The sequence below is a fragment of the Erwinia sp. GW821-FHT03D09 genome (assembly GCF_059420805.1).
The window spans coordinates 81,067-102,520 of record NZ_JBWKUK010000018.1 but is presented as its reverse complement, the minus strand read 5'-3'; the positions used below and the strand labels follow the sequence as shown (position 1 = coordinate 102,520).

General features: G+C 53.7%; 21 protein-coding genes and 3 pseudogenes. 11 read left to right on the top strand and 13 right to left on the bottom strand.

What is annotated here, in order from left to right:
- Positions 1-76: pseudogene (locus AC07U6_RS17920) on the top strand (integrase); the annotation flags it as partial.
- Positions 77-449: 373 nt separating this feature from the next.
- Here the strand turns inward: AC07U6_RS17920 and AC07U6_RS17915 are convergent.
- A complete protein-coding gene (locus tag AC07U6_RS17915; protein WP_494763007.1) occupies positions 450-845 on the bottom strand; it encodes a hypothetical protein in 396 nt (131 codons plus the stop codon).
- 949 nt (positions 846-1,794) lie between these two features.
- Between AC07U6_RS17915 and AC07U6_RS17910 the strand changes: the two genes are divergently transcribed.
- Both AC07U6_RS17910 and AC07U6_RS17905 read left to right on the top strand, forming a co-directional pair.
- Positions 1,795-2,613 (top strand): purine-nucleoside phosphorylase, encoded by an 819-nt coding sequence (locus tag AC07U6_RS17910; protein WP_494763008.1) that lies wholly within the window; start codon positions 1,795-1,797, stop codon positions 2,611-2,613.
- Between the two features lie 138 nt (positions 2,614-2,751).
- The gene (locus AC07U6_RS17905) at positions 2,752-3,996 is read left to right on the top strand and encodes a nucleoside permease (RefSeq protein ID WP_494763009.1); all 1,245 of its coding nucleotides are present in this window, start codon (positions 2,752-2,754) and stop codon (positions 3,994-3,996) included.
- A 68-nt stretch (positions 3,997-4,064) separates the two neighbouring features.
- Here AC07U6_RS17905 and AC07U6_RS17900 read toward each other — a convergent pair whose 3' ends face one another.
- The 8 genes from AC07U6_RS17900 to AC07U6_RS17865 all read right to left on the bottom strand — a co-directional run bounded on the left by AC07U6_RS17900 (position 4,065) and on the right by AC07U6_RS17865 (position 11,746).
- Entirely contained in the window at positions 4,065-5,267 is a 1,203-nt protein-coding gene (locus tag AC07U6_RS17900) for an ROK family protein (protein WP_494763010.1), read from the bottom strand.
- Between the two features lie 360 nt (positions 5,268-5,627).
- Complete coding sequence (gene fucP / locus AC07U6_RS17895; RefSeq protein WP_494763011.1) at positions 5,628-6,857, bottom strand: L-fucose:H+ symporter permease; 1,230 nt, start codon at positions 6,855-6,857, stop codon at positions 5,628-5,630.
- Between the two features lie 41 nt (positions 6,858-6,898).
- Positions 6,899-7,249: an L-rhamnose mutarotase gene (locus AC07U6_RS17890; protein ID WP_494763012.1), complete on the bottom strand. Its 351-nt coding sequence runs from the start codon at positions 7,247-7,249 to the stop codon at positions 6,899-6,901.
- On the bottom strand, positions 7,246-8,022 hold the full coding sequence (locus tag AC07U6_RS17885) for an L-fucose dehydrogenase (RefSeq protein ID WP_494763013.1): 777 nt from the start codon (positions 8,020-8,022) through the stop codon (positions 7,246-7,248). Before AC07U6_RS17885 ends, AC07U6_RS17890 begins: the two co-directional genes overlap by 4 nt.
- Positions 8,000-8,857: an amidohydrolase family protein gene (locus tag AC07U6_RS17880; RefSeq protein ID WP_494763014.1), complete on the bottom strand. Its 858-nt coding sequence runs from the start codon at positions 8,855-8,857 to the stop codon at positions 8,000-8,002. The genes AC07U6_RS17885 and AC07U6_RS17880 overlap by 23 nt, the downstream gene beginning before the upstream one ends.
- Positions 8,858-8,859: 2 nt before the next feature.
- A complete protein-coding gene (locus AC07U6_RS17875; protein ID WP_494763015.1) occupies positions 8,860-10,146 on the bottom strand; it encodes an L-fuconate dehydratase in 1,287 nt (428 codons plus the stop codon).
- Complete coding sequence (locus AC07U6_RS17870) at positions 10,143-10,991, bottom strand: fumarylacetoacetate hydrolase family protein (RefSeq protein WP_494763016.1); 849 nt, start codon at positions 10,989-10,991, stop codon at positions 10,143-10,145. Before AC07U6_RS17870 ends, AC07U6_RS17875 begins: the two co-directional genes overlap by 4 nt.
- Before the next feature lie 14 nt (positions 10,992-11,005).
- Positions 11,006-11,746: an SDR family oxidoreductase gene (locus tag AC07U6_RS17865; protein WP_494763017.1), complete on the bottom strand. Its 741-nt coding sequence runs from the start codon at positions 11,744-11,746 to the stop codon at positions 11,006-11,008.
- 194 nt (positions 11,747-11,940) lie between these two features.
- Here AC07U6_RS17865 and AC07U6_RS17860 point away from each other — a divergent pair, with 194 nt between their 5' ends.
- Both AC07U6_RS17860 and AC07U6_RS17855 read left to right on the top strand, forming a co-directional pair.
- Positions 11,941-12,693 (top strand): FadR/GntR family transcriptional regulator, encoded by a 753-nt coding sequence (locus tag AC07U6_RS17860; RefSeq protein WP_494763018.1) that lies wholly within the window; start codon positions 11,941-11,943, stop codon positions 12,691-12,693.
- A 345-nt stretch (positions 12,694-13,038) separates the two neighbouring features.
- Positions 13,039-13,173 (top strand): annotated as a pseudogene (locus AC07U6_RS17855) (hypothetical protein); the annotation flags it as partial.
- A 110-nt stretch (positions 13,174-13,283) separates the two neighbouring features.
- Here AC07U6_RS17855 and AC07U6_RS17850 read toward each other — a convergent pair.
- Positions 13,284-13,658, bottom strand: a complete 375-nt coding sequence (locus AC07U6_RS17850; protein ID WP_494763019.1) for a winged helix-turn-helix transcriptional regulator — start codon at positions 13,656-13,658, stop codon at positions 13,284-13,286.
- 241 nt (positions 13,659-13,899) lie between these two features.
- Between AC07U6_RS17850 and AC07U6_RS17845 the strand changes: the two genes are divergently transcribed.
- Positions 13,900-14,442: a flavodoxin family protein gene (locus AC07U6_RS17845; RefSeq protein WP_494764508.1), complete on the top strand. Its 543-nt coding sequence runs from the start codon at positions 13,900-13,902 to the stop codon at positions 14,440-14,442.
- Between the two features lie 115 nt (positions 14,443-14,557).
- On the opposite strand, the pseudogene AC07U6_RS17840 reads toward AC07U6_RS17845, so the two are convergent.
- A pseudogene (locus AC07U6_RS17840) lies at positions 14,558-14,917 on the bottom strand (AraC family transcriptional regulator); the annotation flags it as partial.
- 210 nt (positions 14,918-15,127) lie between these two features.
- On the opposite strand from AC07U6_RS17840, the gene AC07U6_RS17835 reads away from it, so the two are divergent.
- The gene (locus AC07U6_RS17835) at positions 15,128-15,283 is read left to right on the top strand and encodes a hypothetical protein (RefSeq protein WP_494763020.1); all 156 of its coding nucleotides are present in this window, start codon (positions 15,128-15,130) and stop codon (positions 15,281-15,283) included.
- 107 nt (positions 15,284-15,390) lie between these two features.
- Here the strand turns inward: AC07U6_RS17835 and AC07U6_RS17830 are convergent, their stop codons facing one another.
- Both AC07U6_RS17830 and AC07U6_RS17825 read right to left on the bottom strand, forming a co-directional pair.
- The gene (locus AC07U6_RS17830; RefSeq protein WP_494763021.1) at positions 15,391-16,155 is read right to left on the bottom strand and encodes an inositol monophosphatase family protein; all 765 of its coding nucleotides are present in this window, start codon (positions 16,153-16,155) and stop codon (positions 15,391-15,393) included.
- A gap of 9 nt (positions 16,156-16,164) precedes the next feature.
- The gene (locus AC07U6_RS17825; RefSeq protein ID WP_494763022.1) at positions 16,165-17,184 is read right to left on the bottom strand and encodes a LacI family DNA-binding transcriptional regulator; all 1,020 of its coding nucleotides are present in this window, start codon (positions 17,182-17,184) and stop codon (positions 16,165-16,167) included.
- Positions 17,185-17,351: 167 nt separating this feature from the next.
- Between AC07U6_RS17825 and AC07U6_RS17820 the strand changes: the two genes are divergently transcribed.
- The 4 genes from AC07U6_RS17820 (at position 17,352) to AC07U6_RS17805 (ending at position 21,319) form a co-directional block, all read left to right on the top strand.
- Positions 17,352-18,401, top strand: a complete 1,050-nt coding sequence (locus AC07U6_RS17820) for an ABC transporter ATP-binding protein (protein WP_494763023.1) — start codon at positions 17,352-17,354, stop codon at positions 18,399-18,401.
- 29 nt (positions 18,402-18,430) lie between these two features.
- Positions 18,431-19,570: an ABC transporter substrate-binding protein gene (locus AC07U6_RS17815; RefSeq protein ID WP_494763024.1), complete on the top strand. Its 1,140-nt coding sequence runs from the start codon at positions 18,431-18,433 to the stop codon at positions 19,568-19,570.
- A 67-nt stretch (positions 19,571-19,637) separates the two neighbouring features.
- A complete protein-coding gene (locus AC07U6_RS17810; protein ID WP_494763025.1) occupies positions 19,638-20,471 on the top strand; it encodes an ABC transporter permease in 834 nt (277 codons plus the stop codon).
- Positions 20,468-21,319, top strand: coding sequence for an ABC transporter permease (locus AC07U6_RS17805; RefSeq protein WP_494763026.1), 852 nt, complete (start codon positions 20,468-20,470; stop codon positions 21,317-21,319). Before AC07U6_RS17810 ends, AC07U6_RS17805 begins: the two co-directional genes overlap by 4 nt.
- Positions 21,320-21,454 lie beyond the last annotated feature (135 nt).

The window sequence follows — 21,454 nt, the reverse complement described above, 5'->3', positions numbered from 1 at the left end:
CCTGAATAACCTGACGCCGGAAGAATACCGGCTGATGGCCGAGAACACGGAAATCTCAAAAAGTGTGTGGAACTAAAGCTGGGATACTTACATTCCTAAATATTCCTGATGTCAACAATATTACTTTCACTCTGACAATTTACCTATAATTAATCATCAATGATGCAGGTGATTTAATTATTTTTCGTATAAGTTAGAGGCAAATATTAATACTATAATTAGCAGTATTAAAACTTGAATGAATCTAAATTAATCACTTTAACCACTGACCTAATCACAACGAAAATAACCACGTATTTATATTTATTTTTTAATCTGTTTGTGACACACACATCCGGTCAAGACCATCGATAACATATTGTGGATAGCTACCAGTAAAATATTCTACGATAAGGGGATTTCCAGTAAAAAAGTGGCATGTAAATTCAACCCAAAGATCCTTAGTAATTTTACCATCCAACTTGAAATTCAACAACGACATTCTCATTGCTAAATTCAAGTGATTGAAAGGTCTTAATATTTCCTTTAGTATCCCATTTGATATCAAGACTATAAATATTGTTGAAAAATATATTTACTATATTTGTTTCGATACTCATTGGTGGTTTTAGCTTTGATATACCATCTTTGATATTTGAAATATCCTCCTCAAAAGGAGCTCCAAACCATGTATCAAGTTCAACATAGCCATATTCATCTACATCAATTTTAACTCTGTCATAATCTAAAGTTACTGATGCTTCTATATCATTAAAGTCTGATTCCCAAAACTTTCTCACAAATTGAGGAGCCCAGTTGTTAGCAGGATTCATTCCCCTACGCAAAAAAGGAGTCAACATAAGCATATAATTGTTTGCGTAGTAGTAACCCTCCCTGCTTTTCTTTTGATAAAACTCTGCTAATTTTTTACATTTGATTAAGTCATCTTTATCTCGTATCAGTTCAGGAGCTAAAATTGATACTATATTGTCGAATTTGACAGTAAGACCAACTGGATCTGAATACTCAAAATTATCATCTTTGAGTGAAAATCCAATCTTTCCTAAGATATTAGATATTAGATATTAGATATTAGATATTAGATATTAGATATTAGATATTAGATATTAGATATTAGATATTTTTTGAGCGTTGGCTGAGAATTTTTCGAGATAAAAATGCTTCATTTTCTCTCTTTGAAGATAATATCGCTCCATCAATTCATCATCTATCACAAATTAATCCTCTTAAGTAAAAAATTCCTTAAAATTCTAGTCACCAGTCTCTCGGGTTAGGCTTGGAAACTAAAGCCACATTTTAACCACTAAGTTGGCTGTGATATCTGATTACAATCAAAGCAATAGCCTAAAACATGATAAGCATCACATTTTTAATCACAAGTAATATTTGGGGCCCTATTGAGGGCTTTACTTTTAATTTTTAAAAAAAATATAATAAAATTCAGTAAGATATAAAATAAATCGCATCCAGTCAGAGGAGCCATATTTAGAGAAGCCCGCTTAAGGAAACTTAAGCGGGCTTTTTGCTATGCGCGAAACATCCGCCAGGATGCTGTCCGCAGCGGTGATACAGGCGCACAAACTCAATCTGAGAATATCCGGGCGTTGAAATTCGGGCACTGTCCACCGCCGCCAGCCTGCGCGTAGCGTTTTACTGTAGACAGCGTCACATCCCACCTCGGTTTGTCCATTGTTGCCACTTTTTCCCAAAATGAGATCAAGATCGCTTACCCCCTCCCCCTGGCAGCGATATAATCTCCGCAAATTCAATTAAGAACTATTGCGGAGACCCGTCATGCACCAGACACAGGATATTTTAGAAAGCCTGAAATTTATTCAAGAACACACCGACCTCAAGCCTACCGTCGGTATTATTTTGGGATCGGGTTTGGGGCCATTTGCAGACACGCTACAAAATGCCGTACGTATTCCTTACAGCGCGATCCCGCACTTTGCAAAATCAGAAGCGGTGGGGCACGCCAATGAGATGGTTATCGGCACCATTGCCGATAAAACCGTTGTGGCGATGAAGGGGCGTTTTCATTATTACGAAGGCTTTTCGCTGGAGCAGGTCACATTCCCGGTGCGCGTCATGAAAGCGCTGGGCGTTGAGAAATTGATCATCACTAATGCCTGCGGTGCGGTCAACACGCAGTTTAATCCTGGCGACCTGATGTTGATTAGCGACCATATTAATTTAACGGCCGCGAATCCACTGATGGGGCCGAATAACCCGGAACTGGGAACCCGATTCTTAGATGTCAGCGAGGTTTACAACAAATCACTTCGCCAGACAATTAAGGATGTCGCTCAGGAGCAAGGGATATCACTTCGTGAAGGCGTTTATGCCTGGTGGACTGGACCAACATATGAAACACCGGCAGAAATCCGCATGATCAGAACGCTTGGCGCAGATGCGGTAGGAATGTCAACGGTGCCAGAAGCACTGGTTGCGCATCATTCACAGATTAAGACGGTGGGTATTTCGTGCCTGACCAATATGGCATGCGGTATTTTGGATCAGCCATTAAGCCATGATGAGGTAATTGAAACAGCAGAGAGAGTGAAATCAACCTTCCTGAATCTGGTCACTGAGGTCATTAAGCGATTCTGACGCTGACGGCCGTTTAATAATAAATCCATAGGTGTTAACGGTGCCAAATATACAGCACCTATGGTCATTTCATTATGATGATTGAGTTAATCAATCATCCATCAAAATAAATAGTGCACTGTCCCGGCCGGAGATTTTATGGACATAAGATACCGTTTAAAAATAATGTTGTTTATGCAATATTTTATCTGGGGATGCTGGCTGGTGACGCTGGGTGCCTATATGATGAGGACGCTAAACTTCTCCGGTGCAGAAGTGGGGATCGTGTACAGCTCAAAAGGCATTGCCGCTATTTTGATGCCGGGGATCATAGGTATTATTGCTGACAAATATATATCGGCTAATCGATTATATATGATTTGCCATCTGGTTTGTGCAGGATCGCTGTTTTACGCAGCATCGGTAACCGATCCAACGGTGATGTTCCTGGTCATGATGATCAATGCGATGGCATTTATGCCGACCATCGCGCTTTCAAACTCAATCAGCTACTCTTCACTGTCCCAGTATCAACTCGACTCCGTTACGAACTTTCCCCCTGTTCGCGTCTACGGCACGGTCGGTTTTATTATTGCCATGTGGCTGATCAGTCTGTTGAAGTTTGAGTTAAGCAGCAGGCAATTGTACATCGCGGGCAGCTGTTCTTTACTCCTGGCGCTCTATTCGCTGACGCTACCGCATATTCCCGTGGTAAAAAAAGCCATCACCTCCGGTTTCGGAAGTAAGTCAGGTTTGGATGCTCTGATGTTGTTTAAACAACCCATCATGGTGGTGTTCTTCCTTTTTTCCATGCTGTTAGGTGCGGTGTTGCAGATCACCAATACGTTTGGCAGCCCGTTCCTGCATGACTTCGCCAGAAATCCTGAGTATCAGGACAGCCTGATTGTGCAGTACCCTTCTCTGTTGCTTTCAATTTCTCAAATAGCAGAAGTCTGTTTTATTCTGGCCATTCCCTTTGTTTTAAAGCGCTACGGCATTAAAACAGTCATGTTGCTCAGCATGCTCGCCTGGACGCTAAGATTTGGCTTCTTCGCATTTGGCGACCCATCAACAATCGGCCTACTTTTTTTAATTCTGTCGATGATTGTATATGGCTGTGCTTTCGACTTCTTTAATATATCAGGTTCTATCTTTATCGAAAAAACCGTTGATACCCGAATGAGAGCCAGCGCGCAGGGTTTGTTTATGACCATGGTGAATGGCGTTGGGGCCTACTTTGGCGCCATACTCAGTGGACTGGTCGTTGACTACTTTAGTATTGATGGCGTGAAAGACTGGCAAACTATTTGGCTGGTATTTGCTTCTTACACTGCGGTACTTTCCGTTATTTTTTACTTTACCTTCCACTATCATCACAAAAAAGAAGCCCCCGCATATCAATAGAAAACCCGCTGACAGATACCTGTTCATCCCGCAGGTATCTGTTAGCTCAGCCTGATTGAGACGCTTCTTTAATCTTCAAGATACTTTTCTAATACTGCCCCACCGGCTCCCTGAGCAACGATTTCATAAGAATCACTGGCAGAAAATATACGGGTTTTAATATGCGGAAAAGCGGATATCTTTCTTTCTATCATTTCTTTTACCAGTGCAAAAAAGTTATTCTTTGGCGTTAACGTCCCACCACAGACAACCACATCAGGCTGAAATATCAATACCGCATTGGCAATTGCCACACCATAATAGCGGGCCGCTTCGGCTAAAACTTCCTGACAAAGGCTATCATCCATAGCCAGCGCCTGAAAAATGACATGATAATCAATTTCGCTTTCGTTTTTAACCAACGAATTAATCGCTGATTCTTTACCCAACCTGAGCTGTTGAATAACCTTATTTTTTATCGCTGCTAATGAACTGTACTGTTTCAGACAGCCGTCGGAGCCACATTCACAATGTGGCCCATTGATATCAATCGTCGTGTGCCCAAAAGACTGGGCGGTACTGATGGGCAGGCGAGAAAGTACGCTGTCAATAATAGTACAGCTTCGAATCTCAGTATCGCAGGTAGTAAATAAAAACCGCTGGCTTTGGGATTTATAATGTAACCGATATTCCGCTAAAGCCGCAAAATTTATTCCACTACCGATAGTAACCAGGCAGCCAACTCTGTTTGCGATAACATCTTGAATTTCTGAAATTTCAGACTCATAGCGATCGGGTGGGGTTTTATCTCGCTCAAGAATGTGGTCCAGCGCAATACCGATGCCTAAAATATCCTTCGTCGTCAAATTATGATCCGACAAAAGCACATCAACTTTAATCAGTAAACCATCAATCATCCGATCTATAGGCTCAACACTTTTATTCTGAACTTTCACCATACCTAAAATATCAAGCTTCAGATTCAGTAATAGCACGGTGGAGTAGATATCACTAATCTCGATGCCAATAACATAGCCATCCGCTGAATTGATCCGGTAAAGAATTGGTTTACGGCCTCCCGTAGATTCGCCAAGTTCGGCGGTCGAAATCAGGCCACTTTTACTTAATTCATCCAGTAATCTTGCACAGGTTGCCGACTGGATATGGGCCAGTGACGATAATGTCTCTGCCCTTACTGGCCCGTGATTAAGTATCAATCTGTACAGCGTTTTAAGCTTGCGCGTTTTTGAATTTTTAGAGTCACGAAATTCATGCAGTAGATTGAGTAACACGTCGCCACCTGGGGTGATTCACCGATTTTAAATGCAAAATATCAGTTTTTATCTCAACGCACGACACAGCGACTGCGTAACCATGATCCATACCATAATAATATCTTGCATAGGGTAAAAGTGGTTGATTTTCACACCAGATCTGCATCCGTCATCGTTATTAGTCTTTAAAATCAATCACGCGGCAGCTTCCTGGCGATTTGTCCATTTTCGCTGTCAGCATGGCAGAAGCCGAAGCCAGCGTAAGCCGCAGCGGGTACTGTCTGCCTCAGAATCCTTCTGAAACAGACAGTACTCGCGGAGCTTATCGCTGCCCGTGACAGACGGATAACACCGCGTAACCAGCGCTGTTCAGCGCGTCTAAACCGCGTTCCGGCGCTGATTTAAGGCATAGAACAGCACCACTACGAAACACAGCAGCGGCAGACCATAAGAGGCGGCGGTGCTGAGTTTGTCGGAAATCAGCCCCATAAAGTAAGGCATGATCGCCCCGCCCACGATGGCCATAATCATAAATGAGCTGGCCTGCCTGGTGGCATTACCGAGGTTTTTCACGCCCATGGCAAAAATGGTCGGGAACATGGTGGACATAAAGAAGAAAATCGCCACCAGCGCCACCACGGAAACATCTCCAACGCCCAACATCACCACCCCACAGAGCACAATGTTGATCGCGGCATAGCTGGCGAGGATCAGCGCCGGCGCCACGCGTCCCATCAGCCAGGTAGAGAAGAAGCGGCCCAGCATAAAGCAGATCATCGCCACGGACAGCATGTAGGACGCGCTCTGGTTGCTGACGCCGTGCCAGTGCTCCGTTGCGTAGTTAATAAAGAAAGCACCAACGCCGACCTGCGCCGCCACGTAGAAGAACTGCGCGATAACCCCACCAACGAAGTGTTTATGCTGCCACAGCGAGGTTCCAACCTGTTGAGCCGAAGCTTCTTCCGACTCGCGGATATCCGGCAGCGCCGTGCGCTTAAACAGGAAGGCGATACCGATTACCACGCAGGCAATCGCCACGTAGGTCATTTTCACCGTGTCCTGCGCTTCTTCCGCCGTAGTCTGGGAGAAGAACAGCGTTCCGCCGATCATCGGGCCGACAAACTGCCCCAGACCGTTAAACGACTGCGCCAGATTGAGCCGACGCTCCGCGCCGTTCGGATCGCCCAGCACGGTGGCGTAAGGGTTAGCCGCTGTTTCCAGGCAACCCAGCCCGCAGGCCAGCACAAACAGCGCAAACAGGAACATCATAAAGTTGTTAACCATTGCGGCAGGCACAAACAGCAGCGCACCGACGGCGTACAGCATCAGGCCCGCCAGAATGCCGGCTTTATAGCCCCGACGGCTCATAAAGTAGCCCGCCGGCATCGCCACCAGGAAGTAGGCGCCAAAGTAGGCCCCCTGTAACAGGCCGGACTGTGCTTTGGTCACGTGCAGCGTTTCCTGAAAATGTTTGTTCAGGACGTCAAGCAGGCCGTATGACACACCCCACATAAAAAACAGCGTGGTGATCAGCATAAACGCCCAGCGCACACTGACGCTGCTGTCTCTCCCGATGCTTTCAGACATCCGGATTCGTTCTGTAGACATAGTTATATCCTCGTAGCGTACTGGTAGGGAGGTAAGTGTTTTTATTGGTCTTGCAAAGAGAATATTCGCGCCATCGCCATCCATTTCTCGCCGCTGGCGGTCCACGGAGTCGGCTTCTGGTATTGCCACATCTGTTCTTCCCATCGCTGTATTATCGGGTTGTTCAGCGCTGCCTGATTAAAACGTTCTCCGTCAAAGCGTTCGTCCACCTCCAGAATCATAAAAAGCCGTGTCCCGAGGCGATAAATCTCCATATCCACCACCCCGTGCTGCCGGAGATGCGCGGCAACTTCCGGCCAGATGCGCTGATGCAGCCGCTGGTATTCGGCGATTTTTTCGTCGCTGTCCACCAGATCCAGCGCCTGGCAAAAACGCTGCGTGCGGCCGCTCACAGCAGCGCCCGGTCAAGATGCAGATAGCCGCCGTCCACGCTCAGCCATTCGCCGGTGGTGTGCGAGGCGCGCGGCGACAGCAGGAACACCACGGTGTTGGCAATCTCTTCCGGCGTGGTCATGCGTTTCCCAAGCGGAATACGTTCATTGATTTTCTCCAGCTGCGCGGCGGGATCGTCGAAGCTGGCGATCCACTTTTCGTACAGCGGGGTCATCACCTCGGCCGGAACCACGGCATTGACCCGCACGCCGCTCTCACGCAGGGACACCGCCCATTCGCGGGTCAGCGACAGAATCGCCCCCTTCGCCGCGCAGTATCCGCTGGTGCCGCCCTGCCCGCTGAGCGCGGTTTTGGAGGCAATGTTCACCACCGCACCGCGGCTGCTTTCCAGCGCCGGCTGGCAGAAGTGCGTCATCTGGTAGTAATGAATCAGGTTTTTCTCCAGCGAGGAGACAAACGCTGCCCGCCCGGCCTCCAGGCCCACGCCGTCGTTCACCCCGGCGTTGTTGACCAGCGCATCCACGCGCCCAAAGCGCTGCATCACCCGCTCGACCGCCGTGCGGCAGTTATCTTCATCGCAGAGATCGGCAATCACCGTTTCCAGCGCGGGCTGCAAGCGCCTGAGTTCCGCCAGCCAGATTTCATCCGGCATACGGTTGGTGACAATCACCGGGATTGCGCCCTCCTCCACCAACAGCTTTGATATCGCTGCCCCTATCCCGGATCCGCCACCGGTGACAATCACCACTTTATCGTTTAAAAACAGATCCACTTTCGCCTCCTGTCAGGCCATAAACACTGGCCGCGGTTGTTCCCCAAATCTGCGCCTGCTCATCCGCCGTAAGAGCGTTAATTGCTCCCTCCAGCAGCTGGCTGACCTCACCGTACTCCGCCGCCAGCAGGCACACCGGCCAGTCGGAGCCGAACATCAGGCGCTGCGGGCCAAACCGCGCCAGCGCTTCCTCAATAAACGGGTGCATCTGCGCCGCGCTCCACTGGCCCTGCGGCACCTCCGTCACCAGCCCGGACAGCTTGCAAACCACGTGCGGCATCGCTGCCAGCTCTGCGACCTGTTCGCCCCAGGCTTTGGCACCCCGGGCAATATCAGGTTTCCCCAGATGATCCAGCACCAGCCAGTATTCATCATGCCGCGCGGCAAATGCGGTTAACTCCGGCAGATGCCGCCAGGTCACCAGCATGTCCCAGACGTAGCCCTGCCGCTGTAGCTCGCTCATCCCGTTGGCGACCGCAGGCAGACGCAGCCAGCTGGCCGGGTCCGGCTCGTCCTGTACCAGGTGGCGGAAGCCGCGCAGACGCGGATGGCGCAGCGTATCCAACTGCCGCGCCAGATCGGCGGCGGTGATATCCACCCAGCCGACCACCGCATCCGCTTCGCCGCGTGACGCCGACCACTGCAACAGCTGTGCCGTCTCGTCCAGGCTTTGCCGGGCCTGCACTGTAATCGCACCGTCGAAATCCCGTCTCGCCAGCAGTGGCGTCAAATCATCCGGCAGAAAGTCCTGCCGCAGCTGCGCCATTTCGCCGTCGATCCACGGAAAATCCTGCGGAAGATAGCGCCAGTAATGCTGATGGGCATCAATGCGCACCGTTAAGCTCCCTCGCCCTGAAAGCGGTACTGCGCCAGCGAGGCGGGATGCATTTCGATGGAGAAGCCCGGCGCCGTCGGCGGCATATAAGCCGCGCCACGGATCTCGCAGGGATGCAGGAAGTGCTCGTGCAGATGATCGACAAACTCAATCACCCGGCCTTCATGCGTCCCGGCGATGCAGACAAAATCAATCATCGACAGGTGCTGGACGTATTCGCACAGCCCGACGCCGCCCGCGTGCGGGCAGACCGGCAGACCGTATTTCGCCGCCATCAGCATCACCGCCAGCACCTCATTCACCCCGCCGAGGCGGCAGGCATCGATCTGCACCACGTCGATGGCTTCGCGCATAATGAACTGCTTGAACAGAATGCGGTTCTGGCACATTTCGCCAGTGGCGACCTTAATCGGATGCACGCCTTCGCGGATGCGGCGATGGCCTTCCACGTCGTCGGGGCTGGTTGGCTCTTCGATAAACCACGGCTCGGCAAACGCCAGTTCCTTCACCCAGTCCACCGCATCGTTCACCTCCCACACCTGATTGGCATCGATCATCAACTGGCGGTGTGGGCCGAGCACGTCGCGGGCAATCGCCACGCGGCGCTTGTCGTCAGCCAGGTCGCGACCCACCTTGAGCTTGATATGCGAGAAGCCCGCGTCCACCGCTTCCTGGCACAGACGGCGCAGCTTGTCGTCGTCGTAGCCCAGCCAGCCTGCCGACGTGGTGTAGCAGGGATAGCCGTTGTCCTGCAGATCGGCGATGCGTTGTGCTTTACCCGACTCGCGCGTTGCCAGCAGATCCAGCGCCTCGGCCGGAGTAATACAGTCGGTCAGATAGCGGAAATCGATGCAGCGCACCAGCTCCTGTGGTGACATATCGGCCACCAGCCGCCACAGCGGTTTCCCTGCCGATTTGGCCCACAGATCCCACACGGCATTGACCACCGCGCCGGTCGCCAGGTGCATCGCGCCTTTATCCGGGCCGATCCAGCGCAGCTGGCTGTCACCGGTGATCTCCCGCCAGAACTGCCCCATATCGGCGGTGATATCCGCCAGCCGACGCCCTACCAGCAGATGCTGCATGGCGCGGATCGCCGCACAGCAGATCTCGTTGCCGCGACCGATGGTAAAGGTGAGTCCGTGGCCGCTCAGCGCCGGGTTATCGGTTTCGATAATCACATAGGCGGCGGAGTAGTCCGGGTCCGGGTTCATCGCGTCGGAGCCGTCGAGATGCTGCGAGGTCGGGAAACGGATATCTTCTACGCGCAGCGCGGTTAATGTAGTCACAGTGATTCTCCAACGGTGGTTTGACGCTGTTCACCCAGCCCTTCGATACCCAGACGCATGGTCTGGCCCGCACGTAAATAAACCGGCGGGGTCTGACCCAGCCCGACGCCCGGCGGCGTGCCGGTGGAAATCACGTCACCCGGCTGCAGACTCATAAAGCGGCTGAGGTAGCTGATAATCTGCGCGACGGTGAAAATCATCGTGCGCGTGTTGCCGTTCTGATAGCGATGGCCGTCCACCTCCAGCCACAGATTAAGCTGCTGCGGATCGGCGATTTCATCGGCGGTGACCAGCCACGGACCGATCGGGCCAAATGTGTCGCAGCCTTTGCCTTTGTCCCAGGTGCCGCCGCATTCAAGCTGGTATTCCCGTTCGGAGATATCGTTAATCACGCAGTAGCCCGCCACGTGATCCAGCGCGGCGTCCTCGCTGATGTAGCGGCCGCCTTTACCGATCACCACGCCCAGCTCCACTTCCCAGTCGGTTTTTACCGAGCCGCGCGGGATGCGCACCGCATCGTTCGGCCCAACCACCGAGCTGGTCCATTTGCTGAACACCACCGGCTCGGCGGGAATCGCTGCCCCGGTTTCCGCCGCATGATCGGCGTAGTTCAGACCGATGCAGATAAACTTGCCGATCCTACCCACGCAGGCGCCAATCCGCGGCTCGCCGTCAATTTTCGGCAGGGTATGAACGGGCAAACGGCGCAGCTTTTCCAGCGACTGCGGCAGCAGAACATCCCCGGCAATATCGTCCACATAGCCGGAGATATCGCGCAGCGCGCCGGTTTCATCGACGATGGCCGGGCGCTCCTGGCCAGGTTCACCAATACGAACTAATTTCATGCCGTGCTCCTTAATTAATTGCTCCAGCCACCGTCAATAATCTGTGCGGTACCGGTGGTGTAAGCGCTGGCGTCGGAGGCCAGATAGGCGGCCAGCGCGGCGATCTCTTCGGCGCTGCCGATGCGGCCAATCGGCTGTCGAGCTACGAAAGCGCGATAGACCTCCTCTTCGCTCTTCCCTTCCGCCTGAGCCTGCGTGGCAATGCGCTGGCGCAGCGAAGGGGAATCCACGGTGCCCGGGCAGATAGCGTTACAGCGGATGCCGTCGCCGATAAAATCCGCCGCGACCGAGCGCGTCAGGCCGATCACCGCCGCTTTGGTGGTGCTGTAGGCGAAACGGTTAACCACGCCCTTCACGCTGGAGGCCACCGACGACATGTTGATAATCGATCCTTTTTTCTGCGCCAGCATGGCGGGCAAAAATGCCTGAATCATATGGAACATCGCGGTCACGTTAAGATCCAAAGCGAACTGCCACTCCTTCTCGCTGCACGCCAGCAGGCTGCCGCTGTGCACCACGCCCGCGCAGTTGAACAGCACGTCCAGCGAGCCGATCTCCTCTGCCGCCCGGGCAATCGCCTGCCGGTCGGTCACATCCAGCTGATACGGCGTAATGCCCGGCAGATCGTGCAGCGCCGAAAGCCGGATATCGCTGGCGATCACCTCGGCCCCGAGTTCGGCAAAATGCTGCGCGGTGGCCAGCCCGATCCCCTGCCCGGCGGCGGTGATTAACACGCGTTTCCCCTGTAGGTTCATTGCAACTCCTTTGGTATAATGATCTAAAGGTCAGGCCATTGAAGGTGAACTTTTCCCTCTTATTGAGGGTCGTAAAAGTACCGAAATGGCTGCAGAAGAATTACTTTTTATTGACATTTATGTAACATTGGCAAGTGTAATGTTGCTTTTTTGTGCACGCAGTCACTTAAATTTAATTTTCAGGTAAGCGCGATATGCCGATAAAAAAGATGGAAAACCCAAGACTTTACAGGCAGATAGCCGATCAACTCATTAAGCTGATCGACAATAACGAATTTCCGCCCGGCAGCCGCCTTCCCGCCGAGCGTGAACTGGCCGAACAGCTGCAGGTCAGTCGGGCATCGGTCCGGGAGGCGCTGATCGCGCTGGAGGTCATTGGTCTGGTGGATGTGAAGGTCGGCAACGGGGTTATCGTCAAGGCCAGGCGCAGTAATATGGAGCCGGTGATGACCGAGGCAGGACGCGATCAGTGGCACGAGCCGGATGACGAGCTGGGCATTAATCTGGATTTCTCCACCGAGCTGCCGCCCTTCTCGCTGCTACAGGCCCGCCTGCTGATCGAACCGGAAGCCGCCGCGCTGGCCGCGCTGCACGCCAGTGATGCGGAACTCGCCGCGATCCGCGCAGCCTACCAGCAGAACTGCGACGACAACCGGGCTAATTCGCGAACCCATCCCGGCGACCGGTTATTCCATATCCGCATCGCTCAGGCCAGCGGCAATCCCGCCTATGGATTTATCATCGGCCACCTGCTGGGGCACCGCTACGGCAGCATGTTCCGCATGCTGCAGGCGCACTTTACGCCGAGTGATATGCCTGACGTTTCAGAGCATGAGCATCTTGCCATTCTGACCGCGCTGGAAAAACGCAATGCGAAAGCCGCAAGGCAGGCGATGAAGCGGCATATCGAGCGGGTCATTGCCACCTTTGAGGGAGTGCAGGAATAAGCCGCTCGAGAAGGGAGAGTTTTATCTTATCAGCGCGCCGTCGGACCATCTTCACCGGTTCGGCAGTGCCCCACGGCTGGAAAACACCGACCTGAACAACTATACCTAAAAATGAAATTTTTATTCTGAAGTGGAGAGGTATGGGATATCTGGCGTGGACGACTGCAGCGGGCGGCCTGTTACTTGATCTGGTATCACGCAGGAGAAGTCCCCGCCGTTGAGAATGGTTCACCTGGGTGAGCGTTGATCTGGTTGGGGCGCTGGCAGGAGGTCTACTGATTGGTTTTGCACTGGGCCGGTTTATTGGCCTGACGCTACCCGCTCCCGCCATGCGCAGGGGGACATGATCCTGCTGCGGTGAAAGCCTTCGCCGGTGAAAACTACCACGTTGCCGTCACCTACCTGGACGATGAAGCCTTTGAGCTGCTGTCCGATCCGTACGTCTTCCAGCATGAAGTGGACTGCGTAACGCCACTGTAATCAGGGTAGGAGAATCCGGTATAGCTTTACAACGGACGCGGCTGGCGCCACCTCTTTCCTTGCAATAAAGGGGATCGGCTTTAAGTCGGCAGCCCGCCGGGGGCGTTTTATTACAGATTCGCCGCATCATAAGCCGCCTGCGCCGCCAGTACCGCATCCATATTCTTTTCCGCCCAGTGCATCAGTACCGAAACAGTTTTGGTCAGCGTCTGGCCCAGCGGGGTGATGCTGTACTCCACCGTGACCGGCACGGTGGCAAATACCTGGCGGGCGATCAGGCCATCACGCTCCAGCTTGCGCAAAGTCTGGGTTAATACCTTCTGCGAAATACCCTGTACGTCACGGCGCAGGTTGTTAAAACGCACCGGGCCGCTGTCCAGACGGCCCAGGATCAGCAGCGCCCATTTGTCCGCCAGCCTGGCCAGCACCTCGCGGGTCGGGCACTGATTGCTGTACACATCCCAGGCTAAATGTTCTTTATTCATATACTTATTCCTCTGGTGCTGGTTTCCTCCAGGAAACGTAGTGGCGATAAGGTGCCTTCTTCCGCGCTGTAAACAACGCTGGTATAACTTGCACCTGGTTTCTATTGGATACTAAGGCGCAAGAAATAGCAAAGGCATAGTCGAGCGCGATGAATTCAGAAAGTGTTGTGGATGAGGTTTCTGGCCGGAGCATTAACACTTGCGAGCTGGACCGAATAACTATTGTTAATCAAGGGGATCTATCATGAGTATTGCGTTGGTTTATTTTTCCGGCTACGGACACACCAAGCTGGTGGCAGAGAAAGTGGCCGAGGGCGCACAGGCCGAACTGATTGCCGTTGACCAGAATGGCGATATCCAGGAGAGCGACTGGCAGAAACTGAACGAGGCCAAAGCGATCATCTTTGGCGCACCAACCTATATGGGCAGCGTACCGTGGCAGTTCAAAAAGTTCGCAGATGCTTCATCCAAAATCTGGTTCACCCGCGGCTGGCAGGATAAGATTTTTGCCGGTTTCAGCAACAGCGCCAGCCTGAACGGCGACAAGCAGGTCTCCCTGCAGTACCTGCAAACGCTGGCATCGCAGCACGGTGGGATCTGGGTCAGCCTTGGCTTCCACACCCTGGCATCAACTCGCGAAGACGTGAACAACCTCGGAGGCTCCGTGGGCCTGCTGGTGCAGTCGCCTTCCGACGCGGGCGCAGACAAAATTGCCTCTGGCGATCTGGAAACCGCAGTGAAATTCGGTGAGCGCGTAGCATCTGTTGCCCAGCGTTTTAACTGATAGCAGTGCCCCGCCGCGTTAAACCGGTGGGGCATTCTTCACTTACCCGCAAGACTGACTCGATGCTGCGGCCAGCATCAGCACAGCATCGAATCAAATCCCGCGCATCCTACCTTTACGACAACGTCTTCAGCGGCAGATAAATATCCGTCACCAGTTCATGCTCCGGCACCTCATGCACAAAGTTCATATAGTGCATATACAGCGGAAAGTCGCGCAATTCCTCGCCGCTCGCAGGCAGCCAGTCGCGATACAGCTGCTGAGCCAGCTCGGTTAATGTTTCATGCGATCCGCAGTGGCGCAGTACCGCGCAGCGACCGCCGGGAATTGTGCCGTTCACCAAGCCGAACGGGTTATCCTCCGGGATCGGTGCGGTGACCGATCCACAGATATGAAACTGAAATACCTGCGGATCGGTGGTGGCCGGATCGTCCGGCGCAATTCCGAACGTCTGGCTGGTGAGCACCGGCGCCAGCCGGGCGCCGGTTTCAATAGTGGCCAGCGCCATCCAGCCAGCATTCCAGTCGGTGACAAAGCCGCGCTTAACGGCATAGCGTACTGCCCAGCCGTTAAGCGCAAGATCGTCCGGGCGGAACCAGCGCGTCAGGCTGGGTGCCACCTGGGCATCCATCCCCTGCTCTTCTGCTGCGCCGGCACGCCGACGGCTGCCGCACAGGTGCTGCACATGGCCCCCTCCTCCGTGGCCCGGCATATCGAACAGTTCGAGCAGGATCTGGGCACCGTTATGTTTCAGCGCGTCCCGCGCATTGCTGCGACCATGCAATTTATCCGCAGACTGTTTGAAGACTGGCAGGAAAAGTTGTGCGATTGCAGCGATTAATTAATGACCAATGCAGAATGGCTGGCGGCGGCGACAAAAAAATACCGATTCAGTCCAAAGAAAATCGCCGCCGACGCTCAAGAAAAACAGGAATAATCGACGGCTGATTAACCGGTATGCAGCAGCGCGGCCAACCGCTGCTGCACGTCAACACAGCCCGACAGGACCAGATTCCCGTTCAGCAAACCATTTTCCTCCAGGAACGCGTTGCTTCTCCCCCCAGCCTCGTTAATCAGCAACATCCCGGCCAGCGCATCCCAGCTGTTCATGTGCTCTTCGTAATAGGCATGTACCTGCCCGGCTGCAACGTGTGCCAGCATCAGTGCCCCGGCACCAAAGCGGCGATATTCAATGCCGCCGCTCAACAGGACCTCAATGGTACGACTGTAGCTTTCCACCGGCGCGCGGCTGGATCGGCCCAGACCGACAACCACCGCCTCCGCATCGGGCTCACGCAGTCTTAGCCGTTTGTCATTCAGGAACGCGCCATAGCCGCGACGGGAAAAGAAAAACTCATCACGATCCGGGGCGTAAATAATCCCCATCTCGACGACATTCTTGCGGACGTAAGCCAGTGAGATGCACCAGTAATCCATGCCAAGAATATAATTAGTGGTGCCGTCAATCGGATCGATCACCCAGATCCCCTGCTCGCCACCCTGCAGGCCGCTCTCTTCGCCGAGAAAACCGTCTTCGGGTCGATGCGCCTGCAGCCAGCCTTTAATCTCCTCTTCCACAAACAGATCGGCATGAGAAACAAAATCCTGGCGGGCTTTTTTATCCACTTTCAGCCCTGCATCACGCAGCACCTGCGCCTGCTTACCCAGTTGTCGAATCAACGTACACAATGACTGTTGCTGCTCTTCGGTCATGCCTTGCCCTTATATAATGGATGGTGACGTGCGCCGGTGAATAAGTGCCACCTTCACCCAGAGGGTACGTGAAGGTCGTTGTGGGTCGCTGGCCCGCTCCAGCAGGCAGGCGAGAGCCTGGCGGGCAATTTCAGCGACGTCCTGATGCAGTGTGGTGAGCTGATAGCTGAATTGCGCGGTCTGCGGGGTGTTATCGAATCCGATCAGCTGAAAATCTTCCGGTGCCTGCCTGCCGCGCTGTTTCATACCGTCAAGAAAACCCAGCGCCAGCTGCGCGTTGGCGCAAAAAATACCCAGTGAGGCAACGTCCTGCACGGCAGCTGCCCGCAACCCACCGTCATAGCCCTCTTCCGGCGCGATCAGCGGCAGTAAATCACATTCGGTATCAATGCCCAGGTCGGCTAGTGCCAGCCTGAACGCTTCGCCACGCATCCTGCCCGCCCAGGTGGAATCCTGATTATTCAGCCAGCCAAATCGGCGGCAGCCGGCCCGATACAGCTGTTCCGCCGCAAGGATTGCGCCCGCGGCGTAATCCGAGCAAACGTAATCCACGAACGGGATATCCGGCTGGCGGTTAATACCCACCACCGGGATCTGTTGTTCAACGCACTCATTAACCAGCGCCTCCGGCGGCTTGCCGGAAGTGACAATCACGCCGGACACGCGGAACTGGGTGAAACGACGCAGCGTTTCCGCCAGATCCGCTTCGCTGCGAATTTCTGCCACCAGCGCCTGAAAGCCTCTGCACTGGATTTCACAGAGCAGTCCGTCCAGCAGACTGCTGCGAAACGGATCGCCGATGCACGAAACAATCACCCCGATCAGATGGCTGCGTCGCCGGTTTAGCCCCTGGGCCAGAAAATTCACCTGATAACCTAGTTCTTCTGCGGCACGCAGCACCCGTTTCCTGGCTTCCGGCGAGATACTGCCGTTGTTGCTCAACGCGCGGGAAACCACCGCACGGGAAACACCCGCGCGATGGGCAACGTCCTGAGCGGTAACGCTCTGCTTACGTAACGACGATGTCAAAACGGGTTCCCTCGCAAAAAAAGTTTCGCCCTTAATTAAACTGTCACAAAGATACGACAAAGTTGGCTCACATAATGTCGAGCCAACATTGCATTTTTTTTACATCAAGATGAACACGTGTTCACAGAAGCATAAAAATGCAAAAAACAGAGATTGCGAAAACGGACATGAGTTATTTAAATATCTCCCGGCTGAAAATCAGCTACGGTGAAAAAGTGGTGCTCCATAATATCGATCTGGCCGTAGAGAAAGGGGAAATGATCGCCCTGCTCGGCCCGTCCGGCTGTGGGAAAACCACCTTATTAAATGCGCTCTGCGGTTTTATTAACGTGAATGCGGGCGATATTTCGATTGCCGGCAGGGATATTACCCACAGCGCGCCGGAACAGCGCAATATCACCATGGTATTTCAAAGCTATGCACTCTGGCCGCATCTGACGGTGGCGAAAAATATCGGCTATGGCCTGAAATTACGGAAATGGCGGCGCGATGATATCGATCGCCGGGTTGAAGAACTGCTGCAAATCGTCAATCTCGGCGGTCTGGCAGAGATGAAAGTGACCGAGCTTTCGGGCGGCCAGCGGCAGCGCGTGGCGCTGGCACGGGCGCTGGCTATTGAGCCGGATGTACTGGTGCTGGACGAACCGTTATCCAATCTGGATGCCAAAGTCCGCCTGAACGTGCGCCACGAAATTAAAGCGCTGCAAAAAAGGCTCGGCTTTACCTCATTAATTGTTACCCACGACCAGCAGGAAGCGCTGGTGATGGCCGACCGTATCGCCGTATTAAATCAGGGTCGTATTGAACAAATTGGTACACCTGAGGATATTTACCAACGCCCCGTTACGCCGTTCGTCGCTGATTTTATGGGCGCCGATAACAAATTATCCTTCAACGATATTCAGAGCAGCACAAACATGGCTCTGCATATTAACGGCCATCATTTATCCGCCCCCAATCAGCAGAAAATCGTTTATTTCCGCAGTGCCGATGCCGGGCTGTCTGAATTAAATCGCACGCCGCCAGACAGTGGGCTGACCGTTGAAGGGGTCGTGGAACAGAGTGCGTTTCTCGGCAATTTATATCGCCACAGCGTGCGCTGTAATAACCATCTGCTACTGGTAGATGCCGGTATCTGCTGGCCGCCGCAAACGCCGGTCAGGCTGCACGTTCCGGCTTCGGCGCTGCATGTTTTTACTTCACCTCATGCTCATTAATTCCATCTTTTTCATCCTGGGGAAAAACCATGTTTACTAAAACCAAAGCGGCCGTCGTTGTTGCCCTGTTTTTGAGCTACGGCGCACAGGCCGACACCATCCTGAACGTTGCCACCGCGGGCGATCAGAATATGGTGGACTACGTTAAAACCTGGCTGGGGCCGAAGTTCGAAGCCGCGCATCCGGGGGTTAAAGTTCAGGTTGTGGGTACCGGCCCGGGCGATGCCGGATCGAACAAAATCATTGAAAAACTGAGCGCACAGAAAGAAAGCGGCGCGAAAACATGGGACATTGACGTCGCCGTGGTGCATCAGAAAGCCGGTGGCGAGCTGGTGGAAAAAGGACTGCTGGAGAAATATCGCCAGCAGATTAAAACCGGCTCGATGGTTACCGCCGACAACGCAAAGAACGCGCTGGGCGTGAACGTGGACGGCTACGTCATGCCGATGTTCTTAAGCCAGACCGCCATCGCCTGGAACAGCGACACGGTGAAAACACCACCTGCCTCCTACGATGAGCTGGTTGCCTGGGCGGCAAAAAATCCGCAGGCGTTCGGCTATAACGGCATTAAAAACGGCATGTCCGGCATCAGCTTCGTCGCGGGCTGGATTTACGCCTACGGCACCGATGCGCAGCGCCTCTCTTCACTGCCTTACGATAAAAGCGTGGAGAAAAACTGGGGAGAAGCCTGGCAGAAGCTGAAAGCCTTTAACAAGAACGTGACCTTTACGCCGGGCAACGCCGGTACGCTGGATATGCTGAGCCGTGGCGAAATCAGCATGGGCCCGGTGTGGGTGGATATGTTCTACAGCTGGAAAGATCAGGGCAAACTGCCGCCGTCGATCAGGCTTTCCCTGCTGGCACCGGGTATGCCGGGGCAGCCGATGTACTACGTCACGCCGGCTAAAGCGGCGCAGCCGCAGCTGGCGCGCGAGTTTATCGAGCTGGCTACCAGCCCGGAAATCCAGGCGGAAGGCATTGTGAAGCAGTTTAACTGGTATCCGGGCATTGATGCCGAGCACGTAAAACCGAAGCTGGATGCGGCCACGTGGCAGAAGCTGTTTGCTGAAATCTCGCCGCAGGCGCTGGCGGAATACGGTAAGAGCTTCCCTATCACCCCGTATTTTAACGACATCAAAGAAGGCTATGAGAGCCAGGTTTCTAACTGATTGACCTCTGATGCTCAGGTGCGGCCTGCCGTCCTGAGCTTTTTTATTTGCTGATGTCAGGTTCGCTATGCGTATTTCGCTGAAATATTTACTGCTGGTCGCCCCGGCGGCGCTGATGATCGCCGTGCTGTTTCTCTATCCGCTCGGCTTTTCGCTGATTGCCGCCTTTACCCATGACGCGCAGGGATTCACTCTCGACCATTTCCGTAAGGTTTACTCGCTCTACTCCCGCGATATTCTGTTTACGCTGATTATCGTGCTGATTTCCGTTGCACTGCTGGCGCTGATTTCCATTACGCTGTCGGCGGTGATTACGCTGTCCCCCTGCCGTCCAATTGTGCGCATGCTGGCGTTCTTATACCGCCTGCCGCTGTTTATTCCCTTTATCGTTGCCGCACAAATGATGCGTGCCTTTCTGGCAAAAAACGGCCTGATGAACAACGCGCTGGTGTCCGCCGACCTGCTGACCCCGCTGGAAACCATTTCCTGGCTGGGATGGAAGGGCATTATTATTACCTTCGTCTGGAAGCAGCTGGCGTTTGCCACCCTGCTGATCTGTGGCGCGATGGCCGCACTGGATCAGCCGCAAATTCTGGCGGCGCGCAATCTGGGCGCTTCCCGCCCGCGTATTCTGTTCGACATTATTCTGCCGCAGGTGCTGCCGGCTATTGGCGTGGCGCTGGTACTGTCCACCGTCACCATGATGTCGGTGCTTTCCGTGCCGATGATGATCGGCACCGGTACGCCGACGATGATCACCGTGGATATGGCCTTCCGGGTCAATTCCTACAGTGACTACGCCGTGGCCAACGCGCTGGGCGTTGTGTCATTGCTGATCTGCGGCGCGCTATCCTGGTTTTATCTGCGCCACAGCCTGCGCCAGAAAGGAGGCGAAGCATGAAAGAGGTTATCCCGAAAGAAGCAATTCCGTTGATAAAGCGCAGGAGATTTGGCCTCAGCCTGCCGCTGCAAACGCTGCTACTGGTATTTATGCTGCTGATTATGGCAGGGCCACTGCTCAATCTGCTGATCTGGACGGTGGCGGAAAGCTGGTTCTTCCCGCACAGCCTGCCCAGCCAGTGGGGACTGAAATACTGGTATCAGGTGTTCAGCCCGTACAGCGATGTTTCGGGATCGCTGCTGACCAGCGTGTTTATTGCCGTACTGTCGGTGCTGGTGTGCCTGCTGATTTCTATTCCGGCGGGGTATGCGCTCTCGCGCCGGGCGATGCCGCTGCGGGTCGCCTTTATGCTGTTGTTCCTGATCCCCCAGGCGTTCCCGAACCTGACGGTATATATGAATATCGCACGGCTGTTCTATCAGTGGGGGCTGAACGGGACGATTGCGGGCGTGGTGCTGGTCCACAGCGTACACGGACTGATGTACTCGGTGTGGATCTGCGTGGCCGCCTTTGCTGCCGTCGATCCGCTGCTGGCCCGCGCCTCGCGTAATCTCGGTGCCGGGCCGATTTATACCTTCTGGCATATCGTGCTGCCGCAGGCGGCACCGGGAATTATCGCCGCCAGCATCTTTGTATTTCTGGAGTCGCTGGATGAGTTCACCGGCACCTTCTTTGTCGGTGCACCGGATATCTCCACCCTGCCGCTGCTGCTGTTTAACGCCAGCATGTCGGGCAACTACCAGATATCGTCGATTACCGCACTGATCCTGCTGGTGCCGTCTTTGCTGTTTATGCTGGTGATCCACAAATTTATGCGGCCAGAAATGCTGTCTAAGATTGGGAAATAGCGGACGGGATAAAATATCGCCCTGGAGGAACAGATGCCGACCGGGGCGAAAAGAGAGACGCTGAACGCTGAACGCTGAACGCTGAACGCTGAACGCTGAACGCTGAACGCTGAACGCTGAACGCTGAACGCTGAC

Excerpts from the sequence above, each read along its gene's own strand:
- AC07U6_RS17805 (WP_494763026.1), top strand. The coding sequence starts at position 20,468 with ATGAAAGAGGTTATCCCGAAAGAAGCAATTCCGTTGATAAAGCGCAGG.
- AC07U6_RS17820 (WP_494763023.1), top strand. The coding sequence starts at position 17,352 with ATGAGTTATTTAAATATCTCCCGGCTGAAAATCAGCTACGGTGAAAAA.
- AC07U6_RS17870 (WP_494763016.1), bottom strand. The coding sequence starts at position 10,991 with ATGAAATTAGTTCGTATTGGTGAACCTGGCCAGGAGCGCCCGGCCATC.
- fucP (WP_494763011.1), bottom strand. The coding sequence starts at position 6,857 with ATGTCTACAGAACGAATCCGGATGTCTGAAAGCATCGGGAGAGACAGC.
- AC07U6_RS17850 (WP_494763019.1), bottom strand. The coding sequence starts at position 13,658 with ATGAATAAAGAACATTTAGCCTGGGATGTGTACAGCAATCAGTGCCCG.
- AC07U6_RS17865 (WP_494763017.1), bottom strand. The coding sequence starts at position 11,746 with ATGAACCTACAGGGGAAACGCGTGTTAATCACCGCCGCCGGGCAGGGG.
- AC07U6_RS17830 (WP_494763021.1), bottom strand. The coding sequence starts at position 16,155 with ATGACCGAAGAGCAGCAACAGTCATTGTGTACGTTGATTCGACAACTG.
- AC07U6_RS17860 (WP_494763018.1), top strand. The coding sequence starts at position 11,941 with ATGCCGATAAAAAAGATGGAAAACCCAAGACTTTACAGGCAGATAGCC.
- AC07U6_RS17910 (WP_494763008.1), top strand. The coding sequence starts at position 1,795 with ATGCACCAGACACAGGATATTTTAGAAAGCCTGAAATTTATTCAAGAA.
- AC07U6_RS17810 (WP_494763025.1), top strand. The coding sequence starts at position 19,638 with ATGCGTATTTCGCTGAAATATTTACTGCTGGTCGCCCCGGCGGCGCTG.
- AC07U6_RS17915 (WP_494763007.1), bottom strand. The coding sequence starts at position 845 with ATGCTTATGTTGACTCCTTTTTTGCGTAGGGGAATGAATCCTGCTAAC.
- AC07U6_RS17815 (WP_494763024.1), top strand. The coding sequence starts at position 18,431 with ATGTTTACTAAAACCAAAGCGGCCGTCGTTGTTGCCCTGTTTTTGAGC.
- AC07U6_RS17905 (WP_494763009.1), top strand. The coding sequence starts at position 2,752 with ATGGACATAAGATACCGTTTAAAAATAATGTTGTTTATGCAATATTTT.
- AC07U6_RS17835 (WP_494763020.1), top strand. The coding sequence starts at position 15,128 with ATGGCCCCCTCCTCCGTGGCCCGGCATATCGAACAGTTCGAGCAGGAT.